Genomic DNA, 17442 nt, shown 5'->3' on the forward strand with positions numbered 1-17442 from the left:
TCTACTTTTTAAAATATTTTATCTCAATATGTCAATGAACTTGTGGCGTATCGCCACTGATAATAATTATCAGCTTTGAATTAGCCGTTGTGGAGAATATCGGAGTCGAACCGATGACCTCCTGCGTGCAAGGCAGGCGCTCTAGCCAGCTGAGCTAATCCCCCGTTTTTTAGTGTTCAGTTAACAGTTATCAGTTAACAGTACTTCAAACGGTTACTCAACCTCTAAAATTTCCTTATAAGTAAAACATTGTAGTCCCGCCCAGACTCGAACTGGGGACCCCTACATTATCAGTGTAGTACTCTAACCAGCTGAGCTACGAGACTCTGTTTTTACTTATTTGTATTATTTGAATTAACAGCGAGAGTAATATTTTACGCATCGTAAACTAACTTCTTTAGTCTTCTCTAGAAAGGAGGTGTTCCAGCCGCACCTTCCGGTACGGCTACCTTGTTACGACTTAGCCCTAGTTACCAGTTTTACCCTAGGCAGCTCCTTGCGGTCACCGACTTCAGGCACCCCCAGCTTCCATGGCTTGACGGGCGGTGTGTACAAGGCCCGGGAACGTATTCACCGGATCATGGCTGATATCCGATTACTAGCGATTCCAGCTTCACGGAGTCGAGTTGCAGACTCCGATCCGAACTGAGATAGGTTTTGTAGATTCGCTCCTGCTCGCGCAGTGGCTGCTCTCTGTACCTACCATTGTAGCACGTGTGTGGCCCAGGACGTAAGGGCCGTGATGATTTGACGTCATCCCCACCTTCCTCACAGTTTACACTGGCAGTCTCGTTAGAGTTCCCGACATGACTCGCTGGCAACTAACGACAGGGGTTGCGCTCGTTATAGGACTTAACCTGACACCTCACGGCACGAGCTGACGACAACCATGCAGCACCTTGTAAATTGTCCGAAGAAAAAACTGTTTCCAGTCCTGTCAATCTACATTTAAGCCCTGGTAAGGTTCCTCGCGTATCATCGAATTAAACCACATGCTCCACCGCTTGTGCGGGCCCCCGTCAATTCCTTTGAGTTTCACACTTGCGTGCGTACTCCCCAGGTGGGATACTTATCACTTTCGCTTAGCCACTCAGATTGCTCCGAACAGCTAGTATCCATCGTTTACGGCGTGGACTACCAGGGTATCTAATCCTGTTCGCTCCCCACGCTTTCGTCCATCAGCGTCAATCGTTTGTTAGTAACCTGCCTTCGCAATTGGTATTCCATGTAATATCTAAGCATTTCACCGCTACACTACATATTCTAGTTACTTCACAAAAATTCAAGCCCTACAGTATCAATGGCAGTTTCCTAGTTGAGCTAGGAGATTTCACCACTGACTTATAAGGCCGCCTACGGACCCTTTAAACCCAATGATTCCGGATAACGCTTGGATCCTCCGTATTACCGCGGCTGCTGGCACGGAGTTAGCCGATCCTTATTCCTACAGTACCGTCAAGCTCCCACACGTGGGAGGGTTTCTTCCTGTATAAAAGCAGTTTACAATCCATAGGACCGTCTTCCTGCACGCGGCATGGCTGGTTCAGGCTTGCGCCCATTGACCAATATTCCTCACTGCTGCCTCCCGTAGGAGTCTGGTCCGTGTCTCAGTACCAGTGTGGGGGATCTCCCTCTCAGGACCCCTACCCATCATTGTCTTGGTAAGCCGTTACCTTACCAACTAACTAATGGGACGCATGCTCATCTTATACCGTTGGAACTTTAGTTATCAAACCATGCGATTCGATAACACTATGGGGCATTAATCCAAATTTCTCTGGGCTATTCCCCTGTATAAGGTAGATTGCATACGCGTTACGCACCCGTGCGCCGGTCTCAAGTCCCGAAGAACTCTACCCCTCGACTTGCATGTGTTAGGCCTGCCGCTAGCGTTCATCCTGAGCCAGGATCAAACTCTTCATCGTATATTGTTTGTTAGATAAATCTAACTATGTTTCGATTAAAGTCGCTAGTCTTTCAATGTTATTCGAAAAATCTTACTCTCTCTTAATGTTCAAAATTACATTACTGTAATTTTGTGCTGTCAATTCAATATGTCTATGAACGTGTCATTCTCTTTTTATATCCGCCTCTCATTCGATTAGCGGGTGCAAAAGTACAACTCTTTTTTAATCTGGCAAGCTTTTTTGAAAAAAAATTTTGACTATTTTCTCTAAACCACTTACCCAATATTTTTAAGAACTTGCACTCCCCCAATTCTTTCGTTTCGGGTCGGCAAAGATACTACCTTTACTTTCTATTATCCAAATCTTTTTTTAACTTTTTTTAAAAGTTTTTTGATTTGTTTAATCTTCAGTTTGTGTGTGAACTTCTGCTCTAATGCGGGTGCAAAAGTAGAAATCTTTTTTGTTCCCACAAGCCTTTTTCATTCTTTTTTTAATTCTTTTTTTGATGCTTTTCTTAACTCACTGATAACAAGGATTTAATATAGAAAAGTTTTTTACATCCCCCTAGCCCCCTTCGAAGGGGAATTCTTTGTGGAAAATATTTTTTTGTTAAACATATAAGGCATAGAAGCTTTTTGTTTCTTATATATAGTATAGTTTCGAGTTGAAGGTTTCGGGTTGTGTGTGGTTTTACTCAGAGATGCACCGAGTTTTTTTTGATAGGGATTGTGTTAAGTGAGATACACAGAGTCCGAAGTGTCGGGCGTTGCACTTATATGAGTGGGGGCTTGGCTTAACTGCGTTAAGCAATAGCCTGCTGCGCAGGAGATTCCTATTCTGCGGAATGACAGCTCGCATGGCGAGGAAGGATTGCTCGCATGGCGAGAAAGTTGTGCTCGTCATGCGAGCCAGTGGGATGGTTATCTGGAATACTATACGTCTTGATTAGCCCCGATGGGAACGGCATCCTTTTATAAACCTGACAGGTTTTCAAAAACCTGTTAGGTTTGTAAAAGATATAGTGGACAGCGGGACCATTAGTCTTTATGGAATTAAAACGGATACTTCAAATCTTTTTTAACATTATACCTTATATGTATTGTATGGATTTTATTAAAGGTTTATATTTGCACCTTATAAATTTTAAAAAATGATAAAAGTTACTTTACCCGATGGGTCGGTTAAGGAGATGGCTCAAGGAGTTACTCCAATGGATGTTGCGAAAAGCATTAGTGAAGGTTTGGCTAGAAATGTAATTTCTGCTTCCTATAATGGTACCACTATTGAAACAACGACGACCTTAACCACAGACGGTACACTTATATTATATACTTGGAATGACAAAGAAGGTAAAAAAGCTTTTTGGCATTCGACTTCGCACGTGATGGCACAAACATTAGAAGAATTATTCCCAGGCATCAAATTAACACTTGGTCCTGCGATTGATAATGGATTCTATTACGATGTGGATTTTGGTGATAAAAAAATCACCGATGCCGATTTCAAAAAGATTGAAGATCGTGTGTTAGAAATTTCAAGAGAGAAGCACGAATTTAAAATGCGTTCGGTTTCTAAAGCGGAAGCATTAGAGGTTTATAAAAATAACGAATACAAAACGGAATTAATTTCAAACTTAGAAGACGGAACGATTACTTTCTGTGATCATTCGAACTTCTTTGATTTGTGTCGTGGTGGTCATATTCCGAATACGGGTATTATCAAAGCGATGAAAATTTTATCCGTAGCAGGTGCTTACTGGAGAGGTGATGAAAAAAACAAACAGTTAACTCGTGTTTACGGAATTTCGTTCCCAAAACAAAAAGACTTAACAGATTACCTTGAATTATTAGAAGAAGCAAAACGCCGTGACCATAGAAAATTAGGAAAAGAATTGGATTTATTCCATTTTTCTCCAAAAGTAGGTCAAGGTTTACCTTTATGGTTGCCAAAAGGTGCTGCTTTACGCGATAGATTAGAGCAATTCTTGAAAAAAGCACAGAAAAAAGCAGGTTATGAACAAGTAGTAACTCCTCACATTGGAATGAAAGACTTGTATGTGACTTCTGGACACTATGCTAAATATGGTGCGGATAGTTTTCAACCAATTCATACACCAGCTGAAGGCGAAGAGTTCTTGTTAAAACCTATGAACTGTCCACATCACTGTGAGATTTATAACGCAAGACCTTGGTCGTACAAAGATTTACCGAAGCGTTATGCTGAATTTGGAACGGTTTATCGTTATGAGCAATCGGGTGAATTACACGGATTGACGCGTGTTAGAGGATTTACTCAGGATGATGCGCATATATTTTGTACACCTGATCAATTAGATGCGGAGTTCAAAAATGTTATCGATTTAGTATTGTATGTATTTGGTTCGTTAGGATTTGAAAACTTTACAGCACAGGTATCGGTTCGTGATTTAGATAATCCAGATAAATATATAGGTAGCGTTGAAAACTGGGAAAAAGCAGAAAATGCAATTATCAGTGCAGCGAAAGATAAAGGATTAAATTATGTGATTGAATCTGGTGAAGCGGCTTTCTATGGTCCGAAATTGGATTTCATGGTAAAAGATGCTTTAGGCAGAAGTTGGCAATTAGGAACCATTCAGGTAGATTACAACTTACCAGAGCGTTTTGAATTGTCGTATAAAGGTGCGGATGACAAGTTACATCGCCCTGTTATGATTCACCGAGCGCCTTTTGGTTCGATGGAACGTTTTATCGCAATTTTATTGGAACACACTGCTGGAAATTTCCCAATTTGGTTGATGCCAGAACAAGCTATAATCTTGTCTTTGAGTGAGAAATATGAAAATTATGCGAAAAAAGTTTTAGATTTGCTAGAAAATCACGAAATTCGCGCCCTGATTGACAACCGAAATGAAACAATCGGTAAGAAAATTAGAGAAGCGGAGATGAACAAATATCCGTTTATGCTGATTGTTGGCGAGGAAGAAGAGAAAAACGGAACCATATCTGTGAGACAACGCGGACAAGAAGGAAAAGGAAATATATCGGTAACTATTGAGCAATTTGCAGCAATGATTAACGAAGAAATAAACAAAACATTAAAACAATTTTAAGTTTAACTAAAATTTTACAGCCATAGCAATTAGAAACAACAGAGGTTTTCAACCTCGCGAAGAGAAAAAAGCAGCACACCGCATCAACAATTTGATTCGTGTTCCTGAAGTACGTTTAGTAGGCGAAAATATTGAGCCTGGAGTTTACAAAATAGCGGAAGCCCTTCGTTTTGCTGAAGAGCAAGAAGTTGATTTGGTAGAAATTTCTCCAAACGCCGAACCACCGGTTTGTAAGTTGATGGATTATGGTAAATTTTTGTACCAACAAAAGAAGAGAGATAAAGAACTTAAAGCTAAATCAACTCAAATCGTTGTAAAAGAGATTCGTTTTGGACCTCAAACAGATGAGCATGACTATGAATTTAAGAAAAAGAATGCCCTTAAATTTTTACAAGATGGTGCTAAATTAAAAGCATTTGTATTCTTTAAAGGACGTTCGATTATCTACAAAGAGCAAGGACAAATTTTATTATTACGTTTGGCTCAAGAATTGGAAGAGTTTGGAAAAGTAGAAGCGATGCCAGTTTTAGAAGGAAAACGTATGATTATGTACATTGCTCCGAAAAAGAAAAAGTAAGCAGTTAGCAGTCGCAGTATTCAGTAATTACTCTGTAAACTGAAAACCGAGACTGAAAACTAAAAAATAATAAGTAAGATAGATTATAAATACAGGAAGAAAATGCCTAAAATGAAAACAAAATCTAGTGCTAAGAAACGATTCAAAGTTACTGGCTCTGGAAAAATCAAGAGAAAACACGCTTTTAAAAGTCACATTTTGACTAAAAAATCTAAAAAGCGTAAATTAGCTTTAACACATTCTGGTTTGGTTCACAAAACAGATGAGAGAAGCATTAAACAACAATTAAACATTATTTAATTAGTTGTTTGGTTAAAACAATTTAGTAACCCTGGAGTGGGCTGAACGAAGTACGAAGTATGAAATACAAAGTACGAAGTTTAAAAGTGTTGAAAAACCGCCTTACTGCAAAAAACATTTAAAATTATGCCAAGAGCAACCAATTCAGTAGCTACAAAAGCTAGAAAAAAAAGAGTATTAAAACAAGCCAAAGGTTTCTTTGGAAGACGTAAAAACGTTTGGACTGTAGCTAAAAACGCGGTAGAAAAAGCAATGTGCTATGCTTACCGTGATAGAAAACAAAACAAAAGAAATTTCCGTGCTTTATGGATTACGCGTATCAATGCTGGTGCACGTTTACATGGTATGAGTTATTCTCAATTTATGGGAAAAGTAAAAGCTAACAACATCGAATTGAACCGTAAAGTTCTTGCAGATTTAGCTATGAACCACCCAGTTGCTTTCACAGCTATCGTTAACAAAATTAAATAATTACGTCTAACTCAGTTTATCTTACTTATATATTAAACCCCGATGAAAATCGGGGTTTTTTATTTTTAGTACGGAATGTGATTCTGCGTTATTAGGTATAACTTCATTTTGTGCTAGCTTGATTTAAAAACCTAATAATTATTCAAATATTTTTTCGTACCACTTTGAAACATCATCCATAATTAAATCATAATTACTGTAAATAGTCAAAGCAAGTTCAAAATCGGCCTGTTTAGAGTTGTATTTGTTTACAGTAAAGTAACCATAAAAATTACCATCCTTATCAACCACAACTGGTGGCTCACTTGAATAAGCGTTCCATGGACTGTATGTGTTGTATTTTGAACCATAAGTTCCATAAGCATTCCATATTGAATTAGAGTTATATTTTGAACCATAAGTACCGTATTCATTCCAAATAGAATTTGAATTATAAGCATCACAATTTAAGCATCCTAAATAAACATCATGATTTTTACCACAGTATAAATGTAATGTTTGACTAAATGAACTTGTTGCAGTTATAAAAATTGTGAAAATTGTGAATATTTTCCTCATTTATAAGTAGTTAGTTAAATAATAAAATTTTTACATTAGCATTAAACCTTTCACCATGTAACTTTGGCAATGCTTTCATGCCAGGAAATATAGCAACATATTCACTATATTCCGTTTTGGAAGAATTTTCAAGAACATTATACTTGTCCTCATTAATTAAATCATGTCTTATCAACTTACCTTTTGCTTTAACACGTATTCCAGATAAATATAAATCGGATGCCTCCATTTTTAATAAAATTTCTTCCAGGGAATATAAATCTAAATCATCGAGATAAAAAATATCCTTAACTGTAGTAGAATTTCCATCTGGGTAAAGAGATTTAAATATAATTTCAACTTTTCTTGTATCATCATCATAATTTATTTTACATGTATTGATAATTTTAGTTCCAGCAAACATTGTTTCTTCATAACTTAAACTTTCAATTATTGATATAGCTTTAAGTTTTTCAGATGTAACCTGTGAATATGAAGTAAAAAAAATTAATATAAAATAAATGAAGAATATTTTTTTCATGAGCTAAATGATTAAATTAATTATGGAATAGTATTATATTTTGCAGACTAAAAGTTTTCTTTTAAAAATATTTTAGCATCAATAGAGCCGTGTTTTTTTGCTAATTTTAATAATTTTTTTGATAAATCTTTATAATCAACATATTTAGTTTGAACATAAAGTTGAAAAGCAGCAAGACCAGCATAAAATTCAAAATTTGAATCATACCAGCCTAAACCTTTGGAATTTTCATACATTGAGAGGCATGATTTATAATCACTAGAATAGTAGTACTTCATACCTTCATTTACTAAATTTTGAAAAATTGGTAAATTTTGGTTTTTAATTTGTTCATTGTAAGCTCTATTTTCGGCATTTTTATTTAATGCATTAGATGTCATAGAACCAAAATTTGGTCCATTTACACCATTTGTAGTTCCGTAAGTACCTGTACTTCCAACTTGTGAAAAAGTAATTATGGGAAATATAAATAAGATGGTAAATAAATATTTCATTTTAATATTTTTTTGGTTAAATAATGAATTACTATTGTATACAATATGTAATAAGTAATTTTTTTTTGAATTTAAACTAGTAAAAATCAAAAATTAAGAATTGTAAATAAACTTTTTTAGCTAAGTGACTTTTTTAAAACATCCATTCCATTACTCCATAAAGCACAGACTTGAAATTGAGAATCTGTAGAAAATAATTTAGCCGTATTATCATCAAATTCACCAAGTTTTAATTTTGAAATATAACGTTCTAAATCTTTATCACTATAAGGCACAATCATTACAATACCCATATATTTTTCATCTATTGGATAATTTCTACCAAACTTATCTTTTAACACGCATGCTTCTTCAAAGGACATTTTCAAATATTTTAAATTAATTATCACAAAGTTAACTAAAAAACTAAACATTAACTTTTAATGATCATAATTAATTTGTTGGTTTTTAAAATAAATAAATATTACAAACCGCTATCAACTTCATATAATTTAGGTCCCTTTTTACTTTTAAACTATACTAATAAATAATATTTGTTAAAATGAAACAAAAACATTTTAAGATTTTTGCTGAAATTATTCAATTACTAAGTTATGACCTTTAAAATATTATTTAGGTGATAAGTAATTAATCATAATCTATTTTAATATAATAATTCCTTTACAACTTTACACAGAATTCAATACCTTTACACTTTAAAAATAACACTTTGAATACTCCCAAAATCATCACCGGCTTTCATCCGAAAAACAAACACCATGGCAATTACGATTTCAAAACTTTAATTGCGGCTAATCCTGATTTAACGTCCTTTGTTGCGGTAAATGAATTTGGCACCGAAACGATTGATTTTGCGAATCCGGATGCGGTGAAAATGTTGAACAAAGCGTTGTTGTTGCATTTTTATGGTTTGAAAAATTGGGATATTCCAAAAGGTTTTCTTTGTCCGCCTATTCCAGGACGAGCAGAATACATTCATCAAGTAGCTGATATTTTAGAAGACACTTACGGAACGATTCAAACCAAGCATAAAATTCGCATTTTAGATGTCGGAATTGGAGCGAATTGCATTTATCCGATAATTGGTGTATCAGAATACGATTGGCGCTTTGTGGGTAGCGAAATTGACAAACAAGCTTTTGAAGCGGCTCAGGAAAATATTAATTCGAATCAGAAATTAAAAGAAAATGTTGCGTTGCGATTACAAACATCCAAACGAAACATTTTCAAGAACATCATTCGTCCAGAAGATAAATTCGATATGACGATTTGTAATCCGCCATTCCATAGTTCGAAAGAAGAAGCAAATAAAGGCACGATTCGTAAAAATAAAAACTTAGGCATTGAAGATTCTAAAAAACCAACCTTAAACTTTGGTGGCGTAAATAACGAATTGTGGTGCGAAGGTGGCGAACTAACATTCATCAGCAATATGATTTATGAAAGTGTGCATTTTAAATTGCAGTGCAAATGGTTTTCCTCGTTAGTTTCTAAAAAAGACAATTTAAAACCTTTGCTTTCGCATCTTAAAAAAGTAAAAGCAACCTACCAAATTACAGAAATGAAACATGGGAATAAAGTGAGTCGAATTTTGTTTTGGACGTTTAAAGATTAAATTATGCAAGAATTACACAAGCTTTTAAATCAATTAGAATCGGATATTTCGTCTTTTGACAAAGTAAATTTAGCAGTTTCTTCGGGAAGCGTAGGTTGGCATATAGAACATAGTCTAAAAACAATTGACCAAATTGTTACGGCTTGTAAAAATTCGAATCCATCAAACTACCAATGGCGTTTTAATTTTAACCGCTTCTTAATTCTAACCATCGCAAAAAAAATCCCAAGAGGAAAAGCAAAAGCACCAAAAATTGTTCGCCCAGAAGGAGAAATTTCATCTGAAACTTTGGGTTTGAGTTTGTCTAAAGTGAAAGAAAATTTAATGGATTGGAAAGATTTGGATAAGAATACTCATTTTCCGCATCCGTTTTTTGGGATTTTAAACAAAAAAGAAACAGCAAATTTTTTAGCACTTCATACCAAACATCATTTGATGATTATTGATGATATATTGAAACCAGCTTAAGTTTTCAACTTTTTCTTTCTAGCTGCTGGAAACAACACGTTGTTTAAAATCAAACGATAACCTGGTGAATTTGGATGCAAATCTAATACTGTTGGCGCATCTCCTACTCTGTGTTGGTAATCTTCTGGATCGTGACCTCCATAGAAAGTAAACATTCCTTTTCCTTTGGTGCCGTGAATATATCGTGCTTCTCCGTTGATTTTACATTCGCCCATTACTAAGACATTCGATTTGATTTTTTCGGCATCAAAAGCTGTGGTTTGCCCCATGAAACCTTTTATTAATTGCGTGTGGTTTTGGCACAACATCGTTGGGATTGGATCCCATTTTGCGGAATATTCCATTAAAGTAAAATAATCCTTATCCATTGTAAACAAACCTTTTCCATGATCTTCAGTGGTATCAATATCTGAAAATTCATAAACGATTGGATTTCGTTCTAGCTTATAATCTTTAAATGCAAACGTATTAGCGTACTCAATTCGGGCTTGATAATTTGCCTCTGAATCATCGCCGTCAAACATGGGTTCACAAATATCAACACCTTCTGCAGAAAGGGCAATTTCAAAACTATCTGTTGCCGAACACATGGCGAACATAAAACCTCCACCAATTACAAAATCTCTAATTTTTTTAGCAACCGCTAACTTTTCTTCCGAAACTTTGTTATAACCTAACTTTTTAGCCAAGGCTTCTGCTTCCGCTTTTTGTTGAATATACCACGGTGTATTTCTATAGTTTCCAAAAAACTTCCCATATTGACCTGTAAAATCTTCATGATGTAGGTGTAACCAATCATATAAAAGTAATTGATCTGATAGAACTTCTTCGTCATAAATTTCTTTAAACGGAATTTCTGCATACGTTAAAACCATAGTTACAGCATCGTCCCAAGGTTGTTTCCCTTTTGGAGTATACACCGCAATTTTAGGTGCTTTTTCTAAAACAACCGTTTCCATATTTTGCGATGGCGAACTAATATCTTCTAAAATTGTATTCGTTGCAGCATCAGATAAAACTTCAAACGTTACGCCACGAATTTGGCATTCTTTTCTAATTTCGGGAGCATCGGGCAATAAAAATGAACCGCCTCTGTAATTTAATAACCAACTTACTTTATAACTTTTATCTAAAGCCCAATAGGTAATACCGTAGGCTTTTAGATGATTTTGTTGTCCTTCAGATTCCATAGGTAGCAATACAAATGAAGCAAATGAAAAGTTTATTGATAATATAAATACTATAATTTGGAATGTTTTTTTCATAATTTTATTAAAAGGGTACATCTGAATCATCATCATAAGTATTCATGGTGCTACCAAATGCTTCATTTGGCGTTGGTAAGTTAGGCGTAATGAATGGGTTAGTTTCATCTAAATTCATTTTCGATGGTAATTCATCAAACGGTGAACTAAAATCATCTAAGTTTTCAAATTTACCCAAATTACCCACGAATTTTAGTCGAATTTCATCTAAACCACCATTTCTATGTTTTGCAACTATAAATTCGGCTTGACCTTGTGTTGGAGTTCGTTCTTCGTCGTCCCACTCATCTATTTTGTAATATTCGGGGCGGTAAATGAATGATACAATATCGGCATCTTGCTCAATAGCACCCGATTCACGAAGATCAGAAAGCAAAGGTCTTTTACTAGAGCCCCTTGTTTCCACCGCACGTGATAACTGAGAAAGTGCAATCACGGGTACATTTAACTCTTTTGCTAATGCTTTCAAATTTCGAGAAATAGTTGAAATTTCTTGTTCACGATTTCCTCCTCCTTTTCCATTTCCACCCGCTGTCATTAACTGTAAATAATCCACAACAATCATTTTGATACCATATTGCGATGAAAGCCTTCTTGCTTTGGCACGTAAATCAAAAATGGATAATGAAGGTGTATCATCAATATATAAAGGTGCTTTTTCTAAATTTTTTACTTTGATAGAAAGTTGCTCCCATTCGTGTTTTTCTAATTTTCCTGTACGCAATTTTTCAGAAGACAATCCTGTTTCAGAAGAAATCAAACGTGTTATCAACTGTACTGATGACATCTCTAAAGAGAATAAAGCTACTGGATGATTATAATCAACTGCCATATTACGCGCCATCGAAAGTACAAACGCGGTTTTACCCATACCTGGACGAGCCGCAATAATAATCAAATCGGATGGTTGCCAACCCGAAGTTAATTTATCCAAATTATGGAATCCTGTGGCAATACCGCTCAATCCTTCTTTCCCTGCAATTTCCTCAATACGTTTCTTTGCCTGAATTACTAAACTTTGAGCTGTTTCAGAACTACGTTTAATATTCCCTTGGGTAACTTCGTACAATTTAGATTCTGCTTTATCTAATAAATCAAATACATCTGTTGAATCGTCATAGGATTCTTCAATAATTTCACTAGAAATTTTAATTAAACTTCTTTGAATAAATTTTTGAAGAATAATACGTGAATGAAACTCAATATGAGCTGATGAAGATATCTTTTGAGTAAGTTGAATCAAGTAAAAATCGCCACCTGCCAATTCTAATTTTCCGTTTTTCTTTAATTGTGCCGAAACGGTTAATAAGTCAACAGGTTGAGTTTCATTAAAGAGCTGTACAATTGCTTCAAAAATGTGCTTGTGAGCTTCTTTATAAAAAGCATCTGGCTGTAAAATATCGATTACTTCATCCACCCCTTTTTTATCAATCATCATGGCACCAAGTACCGCTTCTTCAAGGTCTAACGCTTGAGGAGGTAGTTTTCCTTTTTCCAAATTGATAATCGTAGTTTTATCTACTCTTATCGGGTTCATATTTCTGACATTTTCCATAGTGCTAAGGTAACCTATTTTTGTAAATTTATACATGCGAGTTCTTAATAGTGCATTGTTAACAACTCAATATTATTGTTAATAAGCCAAAAAAAAATCCGAAACTTAAAGCCTCGGATTTATATTGTAATTTAAAAACAAGCACTTATTCTTTGAATTCGCCCATGTTGCTATATTTATCCATGCGTTGCGCCACTAAATCTTTTGTTGATAAATCTTTTAACTCATTAAAAGCTTTAGTTACATATTCTGCAACTGTTTTAAAAGTAGTTTCTTTATCGTAGTGTGCACCACCTAGCGGTTCTGGTATAATATCATCAATTAACTTTTGTTTTTTCATATCAAACGAAGTTAATTTTAATGCTTCAGCTGCTTGTTCCTTATATTCCCAACTTCTCCATAAAATAGACGAACAAGATTCAGGTGAAATTACTGAATACCATGTGTTTTCTAACATGTAAACACGGTCTCCAACTCCAATTCCTAAAGCTCCTCCTGAAGCTCCTTCTCCAATAATAATAGAAATAATAGGTGTTTTTAAACGAGCCATTTCGAAAATATTTCTTGCAATGGCTTCACCTTGACCTCTTTCTTCAGCTTCTAAACCTGGATAAGCACCAGGTGTATCAATTAATGTTAAGACAGGAATATTAAATTTTTCTGCCATTTTCATTAATCGTAATGCTTTACGGTATCCTTCTGGATTTGCCATCCCGAAGTTTCTGTATTGACGCATTTTAGTATTGATACCTTTTTGCTGTCCAATAATCATATACGATTGTCCGTTTATTTGACCTAAACCTCCAATCATTGCTTTGTCATCTTTGAAATTTCTATCTCCAAAAAGTTCTAAAAATGTCCCATTAGTAATATTGGTAATATGTTCTAATGTGTATGGACGATTTGGATGACGTGATAATTGAACACGTTGCCAAGCAGAAAGATTTTTGTATATTTTTTTCTTAGTTTCTTCTAATTTCTTCTCTATTTGTTTGCAAGTGTTAGAAACGTCAACATCTGATTCTTGACCAATGATTTGACATTTATCTAATTGATCTTCAAGCTCTTTAATTGGTAATTCAAAATCTAAATATTCCATAATCGGTTTATTTGGGTTTGTGTTTGTTGTGACAAAGATAAAATTTTCAATTAACTTTAGTAAACTTATCGTTAATTAGTTGTTACTTTTTTATAACTTTTTACAATTCCGTTTGCAATTACTGTGGCTAAAATTATTAAAGCACCTACATAAAACAAAGGCGACATTTCTTCTCCGTCTTTAAAAATTAGTAGGGCCAAAATGATTCCGTAAATAGGTTCGAGATTAATAGTAAGCATTACGGTAAACGGACTCAAAAATTTCATCACTTTTACCGATGCTGAAAACGCATAAGCTGTACAAATAGACGACAATAGGAACAACCATATTAAGTCGTTTACAGAAAGTGAAAAGAAAGCAGGTGTAAAACTTCCTGCAAAAAACAAGTAGATGCTCAAAAAGAAAACACCGCTTGATAGTTCATATAGAGAAATTATATTAGGGTTGTATTCTTTCGCATATTTACCATTAATAACAGAAAAAAGGGCTGATAAAAAAGCCGAAGTAATGGCTAAATAAATTCCTGATGCGTATTTGGTTTCTACATTAAAAATAATTCCTAATCCTACAACTACAATTAATCCGAAAAGCAATTCGTACCAAATAACTTTACGTTTGTAAAATATGGGCTCCAATATGGAAGCAAAAAAAGCACCTGTGGACAAACAAGCCAATGTAATAGAAACATTTGAAACTTTAATTGCTTGATAAAATGTAAGCCAATGCGCCGCAATGATGATTCCTGAAACAACAAATCCAATCAAAACATTAAAAGGCACCTTAATTTTTTCTTTATTAAATAGCACTACAAATGTCATAATTGTAGAAGCAAAAAGCATGCGATACCAAACCAAATCTAGAGCTTCTAATGAAATTAACTTCCCTAAAATTGCCGTAAACCCCCATATAAATACAATTACATGAAGATGCAAATAACTTTTTAAATTATCGTTTTGCATTGCGTAGTAAATAAACAGCTAGTATTCCAAAAACAATGTTTGGAAACCACACAGCTAAAAAGGGAGGAATACTTGATTTTTCGGCTAATGTTCCAAATACTTTATCAAAGAAGATAAAGGTAAATGCAATAACAATTCCTATTGCTAAATTTATTCCCATTCCACCTCTACGTTTCATAGAAGATACGGCTACCGCAATAATGGTTAAAATAAAAGCCGAAATAGGTAAGCTGAATTTTTTATAGAAAACCACCAAATAGGTATTGATGTTTCCATTTCCTCTCGCTCTTTCTTTATTAATAAATTGATTTAATTGACCAATCGTCATGGTTTCGGCAACATAGATTACTGGAGTTAAATCATCTGGCTCAAAATTATACGCTAAATCTATTTTATCAATCGTTTGTATTTGATCATTTACTTCGCCAATAGTTCTTTTGTTATAACCATATAAAGTATATCTTTTTGTTTTATCATTATACCTTATTCTATTAGCAGTAACTTTTTCAATTAACTTTTCATTATTGAATTTTTCAAACGTAAAATTAAACCCGGTTTGAGACATGTAGTTATAATTACTTACATAGATATTTTCTTCTAGTTTTCCGGCTTTATTAATTTGTCTAAAAATATCCGAAGTTTCTCTGGTCTTATTATTTCCTTTTAAATTTTCGTATCTAAAATCGTTGAATCCTTTACTTGCTTTTGGCACTAAAAAAAAGCCCATTAATAATGCAAAAACAGATACAATAACTGCACCGTAAATAAACGGTCTTAAAAATCTTGAAAAGGAAATTCCAGAACTCAAAATAGCAATAATCTCGGTATTGTTAGCTAATTTTGAAGTAAACCAAATAATGGATAAAAATAAAAATATTGGAAATAATAGATTGGCAAAATACACTGTAAAATCCCCATAATATACCAAGATATCGGCTAACGGAATTTTCTTTTCAATCATTTTATTTACTTTTTCCGAAACGTCAATTGTTATCCCAATAGGAATAAACATTAACAACATCACTGAAAAAGTGGCTAAATAACGTTTTAAAATGTATTTATCTATTATTTTCATATTTCAAGAGAAAAGAGATTAGAAAAAAGAGAATAGACCATGTTAACTTTATCTATATCTCATTCTGTATTCTTTGTTCTATATTCTTTGTTCTATATTCTCAAATTATAATCGTTGACTCATTTGAACCACCATTTTATCTTTCCATGCTCTAAATGTGCCAGTAATAATTTGTCTTCTTGCTTCGCGGACTAACCACATGTAAAAACCTAAGTTATGAATGGTCGCAATTTGTTTTCCTAGGAATTCATCGGCTGCAAATAAGTGTCTTAAATACGCCTTAGAATATTCGGTATCTACCCAAGTGTGTCCCATTTCGTCAATTGGCGAAAAATCGGCTTCCCACTTTTTGTTTTTCATATTCATAGTTCCGTGAGCGGTGAATAACATTCCGTTTCTGGCGTTACGTGTTGGCATCACACAATCAAACATATCAATTCCTAATGCGATATTTTCTAAAATATTGATTGGCGTTCCTACACCCATTAAATACCTTGGTTTATCTTCTGGAAGAATTGCGGTTACAATTTCGGTCATTGCGTACATTTCTTCAGCTGGTTCTCCTACTGAAAGTCCACCAATAGCATTTCCTTGTGCACCTGCGTTTGCAATATATTCAGCCGATTGTTCTCTTAAATCTTTATAAGTACTTCCTTGAACAATTGGGAAAAACGTTTGTTCGTAACCGTATTTAAATGGTAATTTTTCTAAATGATTGATACATCTATCCAACCAACGATGCGTCATGTGCATCGAACGTTTTGCATAACGATAATCGCAAGGGTAAGGCGTGCATTCGTCAAAAGCCATGATGATATCGGCACCAATAGTTCGTTGAATTTCCATTACATTTTCGGGTGAAAAGAAATGGTATGAACCGTCAATATGCGATTTGAATTTCACCCCTTCTTCTTTAATTTTTCTGTTCGAAGAAAGCGAATACACTTGATAACCACCAGAATCGGTTAAGATATTTCTATCCCAATTCATGAATTTATGCAAACCTCCAGCGGCTTCTAAAATTTTAGTTTGTGGTCTTAAATATAAATGATAGGTATTTCCTAAAATAATATCTGGATTAATATCGTCTCTTAGCTCACGTTGGTGTACTCCTTTTACAGAAGCAACCGTTCCTACGGGCATAAAAATTGGGGTTTCAATAACACCATGATCGGTTGTTATTTTTCCTGCTCTGGCTTTACTTTGTGGGTCTTTGGTAATTAAATCAAACTTCATATTGTGCTTTTACGAAACGCAAAGATAAATTAATTTAGAAATATGAATTTAGAATTTAGAATTATTTATGATAAGGCAATATATTGGTACGCGGATGAAACAGATTCGCTGATGCGAAACGCGGATTACAACTGATTTTTAATTTGAAAAAAAAAATTACGACTCTTCTAGCTAAAGAAACTAAATCCGTAATTTTCAGCGTTGCGCAGCATCAGCGTTATCTGCGTTCCATTACTTTCTTCCATCACAAAT

16 protein-coding genes, 2 tRNA genes and 1 rRNA gene are annotated in these 17442 nt (G+C 34.5%); 6 read left to right on the forward strand and 13 right to left on the reverse strand.

Going from position 1 to position 17442, the window contains the following annotated elements; genetic code table 11:
• Nucleotides 1-90 precede the first annotated feature (90 nt).
• The 3 genes from RSE15_RS03705 to RSE15_RS03715 all read right to left on the reverse strand — a co-directional run bounded on the left by RSE15_RS03705 (nucleotide 91) and on the right by RSE15_RS03715 (nucleotide 1925).
• Nucleotides 91-164: transfer RNA gene (locus tag RSE15_RS03705), tRNA-Ala, on the reverse strand.
• Between the two features lie 88 nt (nucleotides 165-252).
• Nucleotides 253-326: transfer RNA gene (locus tag RSE15_RS03710), tRNA-Ile, on the reverse strand.
• A gap of 85 nt (nucleotides 327-411) precedes the next feature.
• A 16S ribosomal RNA gene (locus RSE15_RS03715) occupies nucleotides 412-1925 on the reverse strand.
• A 1132-nt stretch (nucleotides 1926-3057) separates the two neighbouring features.
• Here RSE15_RS03715 and thrS point away from each other — a divergent pair.
• From thrS to rplT, 4 genes are all read left to right on the forward strand, one after another.
• Nucleotides 3058-4998 carry a threonine--tRNA ligase gene (gene thrS / locus RSE15_RS03720; protein ID WP_324069642.1) on the forward strand — a complete coding sequence of 647 codons (1941 nt, stop codon included), beginning with the start codon at nucleotides 3058-3060 and terminating at the stop codon, nucleotides 4996-4998.
• Nucleotides 4999-5080: 82 nt separating this feature from the next.
• Nucleotides 5081-5575, forward strand: coding sequence for a translation initiation factor IF-3 (gene infC, locus RSE15_RS03725; protein WP_324070399.1), 495 nt, complete (start codon nucleotides 5081-5083; stop codon nucleotides 5573-5575).
• A gap of 102 nt (nucleotides 5576-5677) precedes the next feature.
• Entirely contained in the window at nucleotides 5678-5875 is a 198-nt protein-coding gene (gene rpmI / locus RSE15_RS03730; protein WP_008256922.1) for a 50S ribosomal protein L35, read from the forward strand.
• Between the two features lie 126 nt (nucleotides 5876-6001).
• A complete protein-coding gene (rplT, locus tag RSE15_RS03735; protein WP_324069643.1) occupies nucleotides 6002-6346 on the forward strand; it encodes a 50S ribosomal protein L20 in 345 nt (114 codons plus the stop codon).
• Nucleotides 6347-6484: 138 nt separating this feature from the next.
• Here rplT and RSE15_RS03740 read toward each other — a convergent pair whose 3' ends face one another.
• The 4 genes from RSE15_RS03740 to RSE15_RS03755 form a co-directional block, all read right to left on the reverse strand.
• Nucleotides 6485-6904: a hypothetical protein gene (locus RSE15_RS03740; RefSeq protein WP_324069645.1), complete on the reverse strand. Its 420-nt coding sequence runs from the start codon at nucleotides 6902-6904 to the stop codon at nucleotides 6485-6487.
• A gap of 10 nt (nucleotides 6905-6914) precedes the next feature.
• Nucleotides 6915-7424 (reverse strand): hypothetical protein, encoded by a 510-nt coding sequence (locus RSE15_RS03745; RefSeq protein ID WP_324069646.1) that lies wholly within the window; start codon nucleotides 7422-7424, stop codon nucleotides 6915-6917.
• A 47-nt stretch (nucleotides 7425-7471) separates the two neighbouring features.
• On the reverse strand, nucleotides 7472-7918 hold the full coding sequence (locus RSE15_RS03750; protein ID WP_324069647.1) for a hypothetical protein: 447 nt from the start codon (nucleotides 7916-7918) through the stop codon (nucleotides 7472-7474).
• Between the two features lie 116 nt (nucleotides 7919-8034).
• Nucleotides 8035-8280, reverse strand: a complete 246-nt coding sequence (locus RSE15_RS03755; RefSeq protein ID WP_324069649.1) for a hypothetical protein — start codon at nucleotides 8278-8280, stop codon at nucleotides 8035-8037.
• Nucleotides 8281-8627: 347 nt separating this feature from the next.
• On the opposite strand from RSE15_RS03755, the gene rlmF reads away from it, so the two are divergent.
• Together rlmF and RSE15_RS03765 are read left to right on the forward strand one after the other, a co-directional pair.
• Complete coding sequence (rlmF, locus tag RSE15_RS03760; RefSeq protein WP_324069650.1) at nucleotides 8628-9533, forward strand: 23S rRNA (adenine(1618)-N(6))-methyltransferase RlmF; 906 nt, start codon at nucleotides 8628-8630, stop codon at nucleotides 9531-9533.
• A 3-nt stretch (nucleotides 9534-9536) separates the two neighbouring features.
• A complete protein-coding gene (locus tag RSE15_RS03765) occupies nucleotides 9537-10001 on the forward strand; it encodes a hypothetical protein (RefSeq protein ID WP_324069651.1) in 465 nt (154 codons plus the stop codon).
• Here RSE15_RS03765 and RSE15_RS03770 read toward each other — a convergent pair.
• The 6 genes from RSE15_RS03770 to tgt form a co-directional block, all read right to left on the reverse strand.
• Entirely contained in the window at nucleotides 9998-11266 is a 1269-nt protein-coding gene (locus tag RSE15_RS03770) for an asparagine synthetase B (RefSeq protein WP_324069652.1), read from the reverse strand. The genes RSE15_RS03765 and RSE15_RS03770 overlap by 4 nt on opposite strands.
• 7 nt (nucleotides 11267-11273) lie before the next feature.
• Nucleotides 11274-12821: a replicative DNA helicase gene (gene dnaB / locus RSE15_RS03775; protein WP_324070401.1), complete on the reverse strand. Its 1548-nt coding sequence runs from the start codon at nucleotides 12819-12821 to the stop codon at nucleotides 11274-11276.
• Between the two features lie 145 nt (nucleotides 12822-12966).
• A complete protein-coding gene (locus tag RSE15_RS03780; RefSeq protein WP_324069653.1) occupies nucleotides 12967-13920 on the reverse strand; it encodes an acetyl-CoA carboxylase carboxyltransferase subunit alpha in 954 nt (317 codons plus the stop codon).
• Nucleotides 13921-13991: 71 nt separating this feature from the next.
• Nucleotides 13992-14879, reverse strand: coding sequence for a DMT family transporter (locus RSE15_RS03785; protein WP_324069654.1), 888 nt, complete (start codon nucleotides 14877-14879; stop codon nucleotides 13992-13994).
• Nucleotides 14866-15954 (reverse strand): LptF/LptG family permease, encoded by a 1089-nt coding sequence (locus tag RSE15_RS03790; protein WP_324069655.1) that lies wholly within the window; start codon nucleotides 15952-15954, stop codon nucleotides 14866-14868. The genes RSE15_RS03785 and RSE15_RS03790 overlap by 14 nt, the downstream gene beginning before the upstream one ends.
• Nucleotides 15955-16059: 105 nt before the next feature.
• Complete coding sequence (tgt, locus tag RSE15_RS03795) at nucleotides 16060-17190, reverse strand: tRNA guanosine(34) transglycosylase Tgt (protein ID WP_324069656.1); 1131 nt, start codon at nucleotides 17188-17190, stop codon at nucleotides 16060-16062.
• Nucleotides 17191-17442: the final 252 nt, after the last annotated feature.

The organism is Flavobacterium sp. (assembly GCF_035195345.1).
Lineage (GTDB): Bacteria > Bacteroidota > Bacteroidia > Flavobacteriales > Flavobacteriaceae > Flavobacterium.

Bases quoted from the DNA above. Each gene is read 5' to 3' on its own strand.
- RSE15_RS03765 (WP_324069651.1), top strand. From the start codon at position 9,537: ATGCAAGAATTACACAAGCTTTTAAATCAATTAGAATCGGATATTTCG.
- rpmI (WP_008256922.1), top strand. From the start codon at position 5,678: ATGCCTAAAATGAAAACAAAATCTAGTGCTAAGAAACGATTCAAAGTT.
- rplT (WP_324069643.1), top strand. From the start codon at position 6,002: ATGCCAAGAGCAACCAATTCAGTAGCTACAAAAGCTAGAAAAAAAAGA.
- dnaB (WP_324070401.1), bottom strand. From the start codon at position 12,821: ATGGAAAATGTCAGAAATATGAACCCGATAAGAGTAGATAAAACTACG.
- RSE15_RS03790 (WP_324069655.1), bottom strand. From the start codon at position 15,954: ATGAAAATAATAGATAAATACATTTTAAAACGTTATTTAGCCACTTTT.
- thrS (WP_324069642.1), top strand. From the start codon at position 3,058: ATGATAAAAGTTACTTTACCCGATGGGTCGGTTAAGGAGATGGCTCAA.
- RSE15_RS03740 (WP_324069645.1), bottom strand. From the start codon at position 6,904: ATGAGGAAAATATTCACAATTTTCACAATTTTTATAACTGCAACAAGT.
- RSE15_RS03745 (WP_324069646.1), bottom strand. From the start codon at position 7,424: ATGAAAAAAATATTCTTCATTTATTTTATATTAATTTTTTTTACTTCA.
- RSE15_RS03780 (WP_324069653.1), bottom strand. From the start codon at position 13,920: ATGGAATATTTAGATTTTGAATTACCAATTAAAGAGCTTGAAGATCAA.
- tgt (WP_324069656.1), bottom strand. From the start codon at position 17,190: ATGAAGTTTGATTTAATTACCAAAGACCCACAAAGTAAAGCCAGAGCA.
- RSE15_RS03785 (WP_324069654.1), bottom strand. From the start codon at position 14,879: ATGCAAAACGATAATTTAAAAAGTTATTTGCATCTTCATGTAATTGTA.
- RSE15_RS03750 (WP_324069647.1), bottom strand. From the start codon at position 7,918: ATGAAATATTTATTTACCATCTTATTTATATTTCCCATAATTACTTTT.
- RSE15_RS03755 (WP_324069649.1), bottom strand. From the start codon at position 8,280: ATGTCCTTTGAAGAAGCATGCGTGTTAAAAGATAAGTTTGGTAGAAAT.
- RSE15_RS03770 (WP_324069652.1), bottom strand. From the start codon at position 11,266: ATGAAAAAAACATTCCAAATTATAGTATTTATATTATCAATAAACTTT.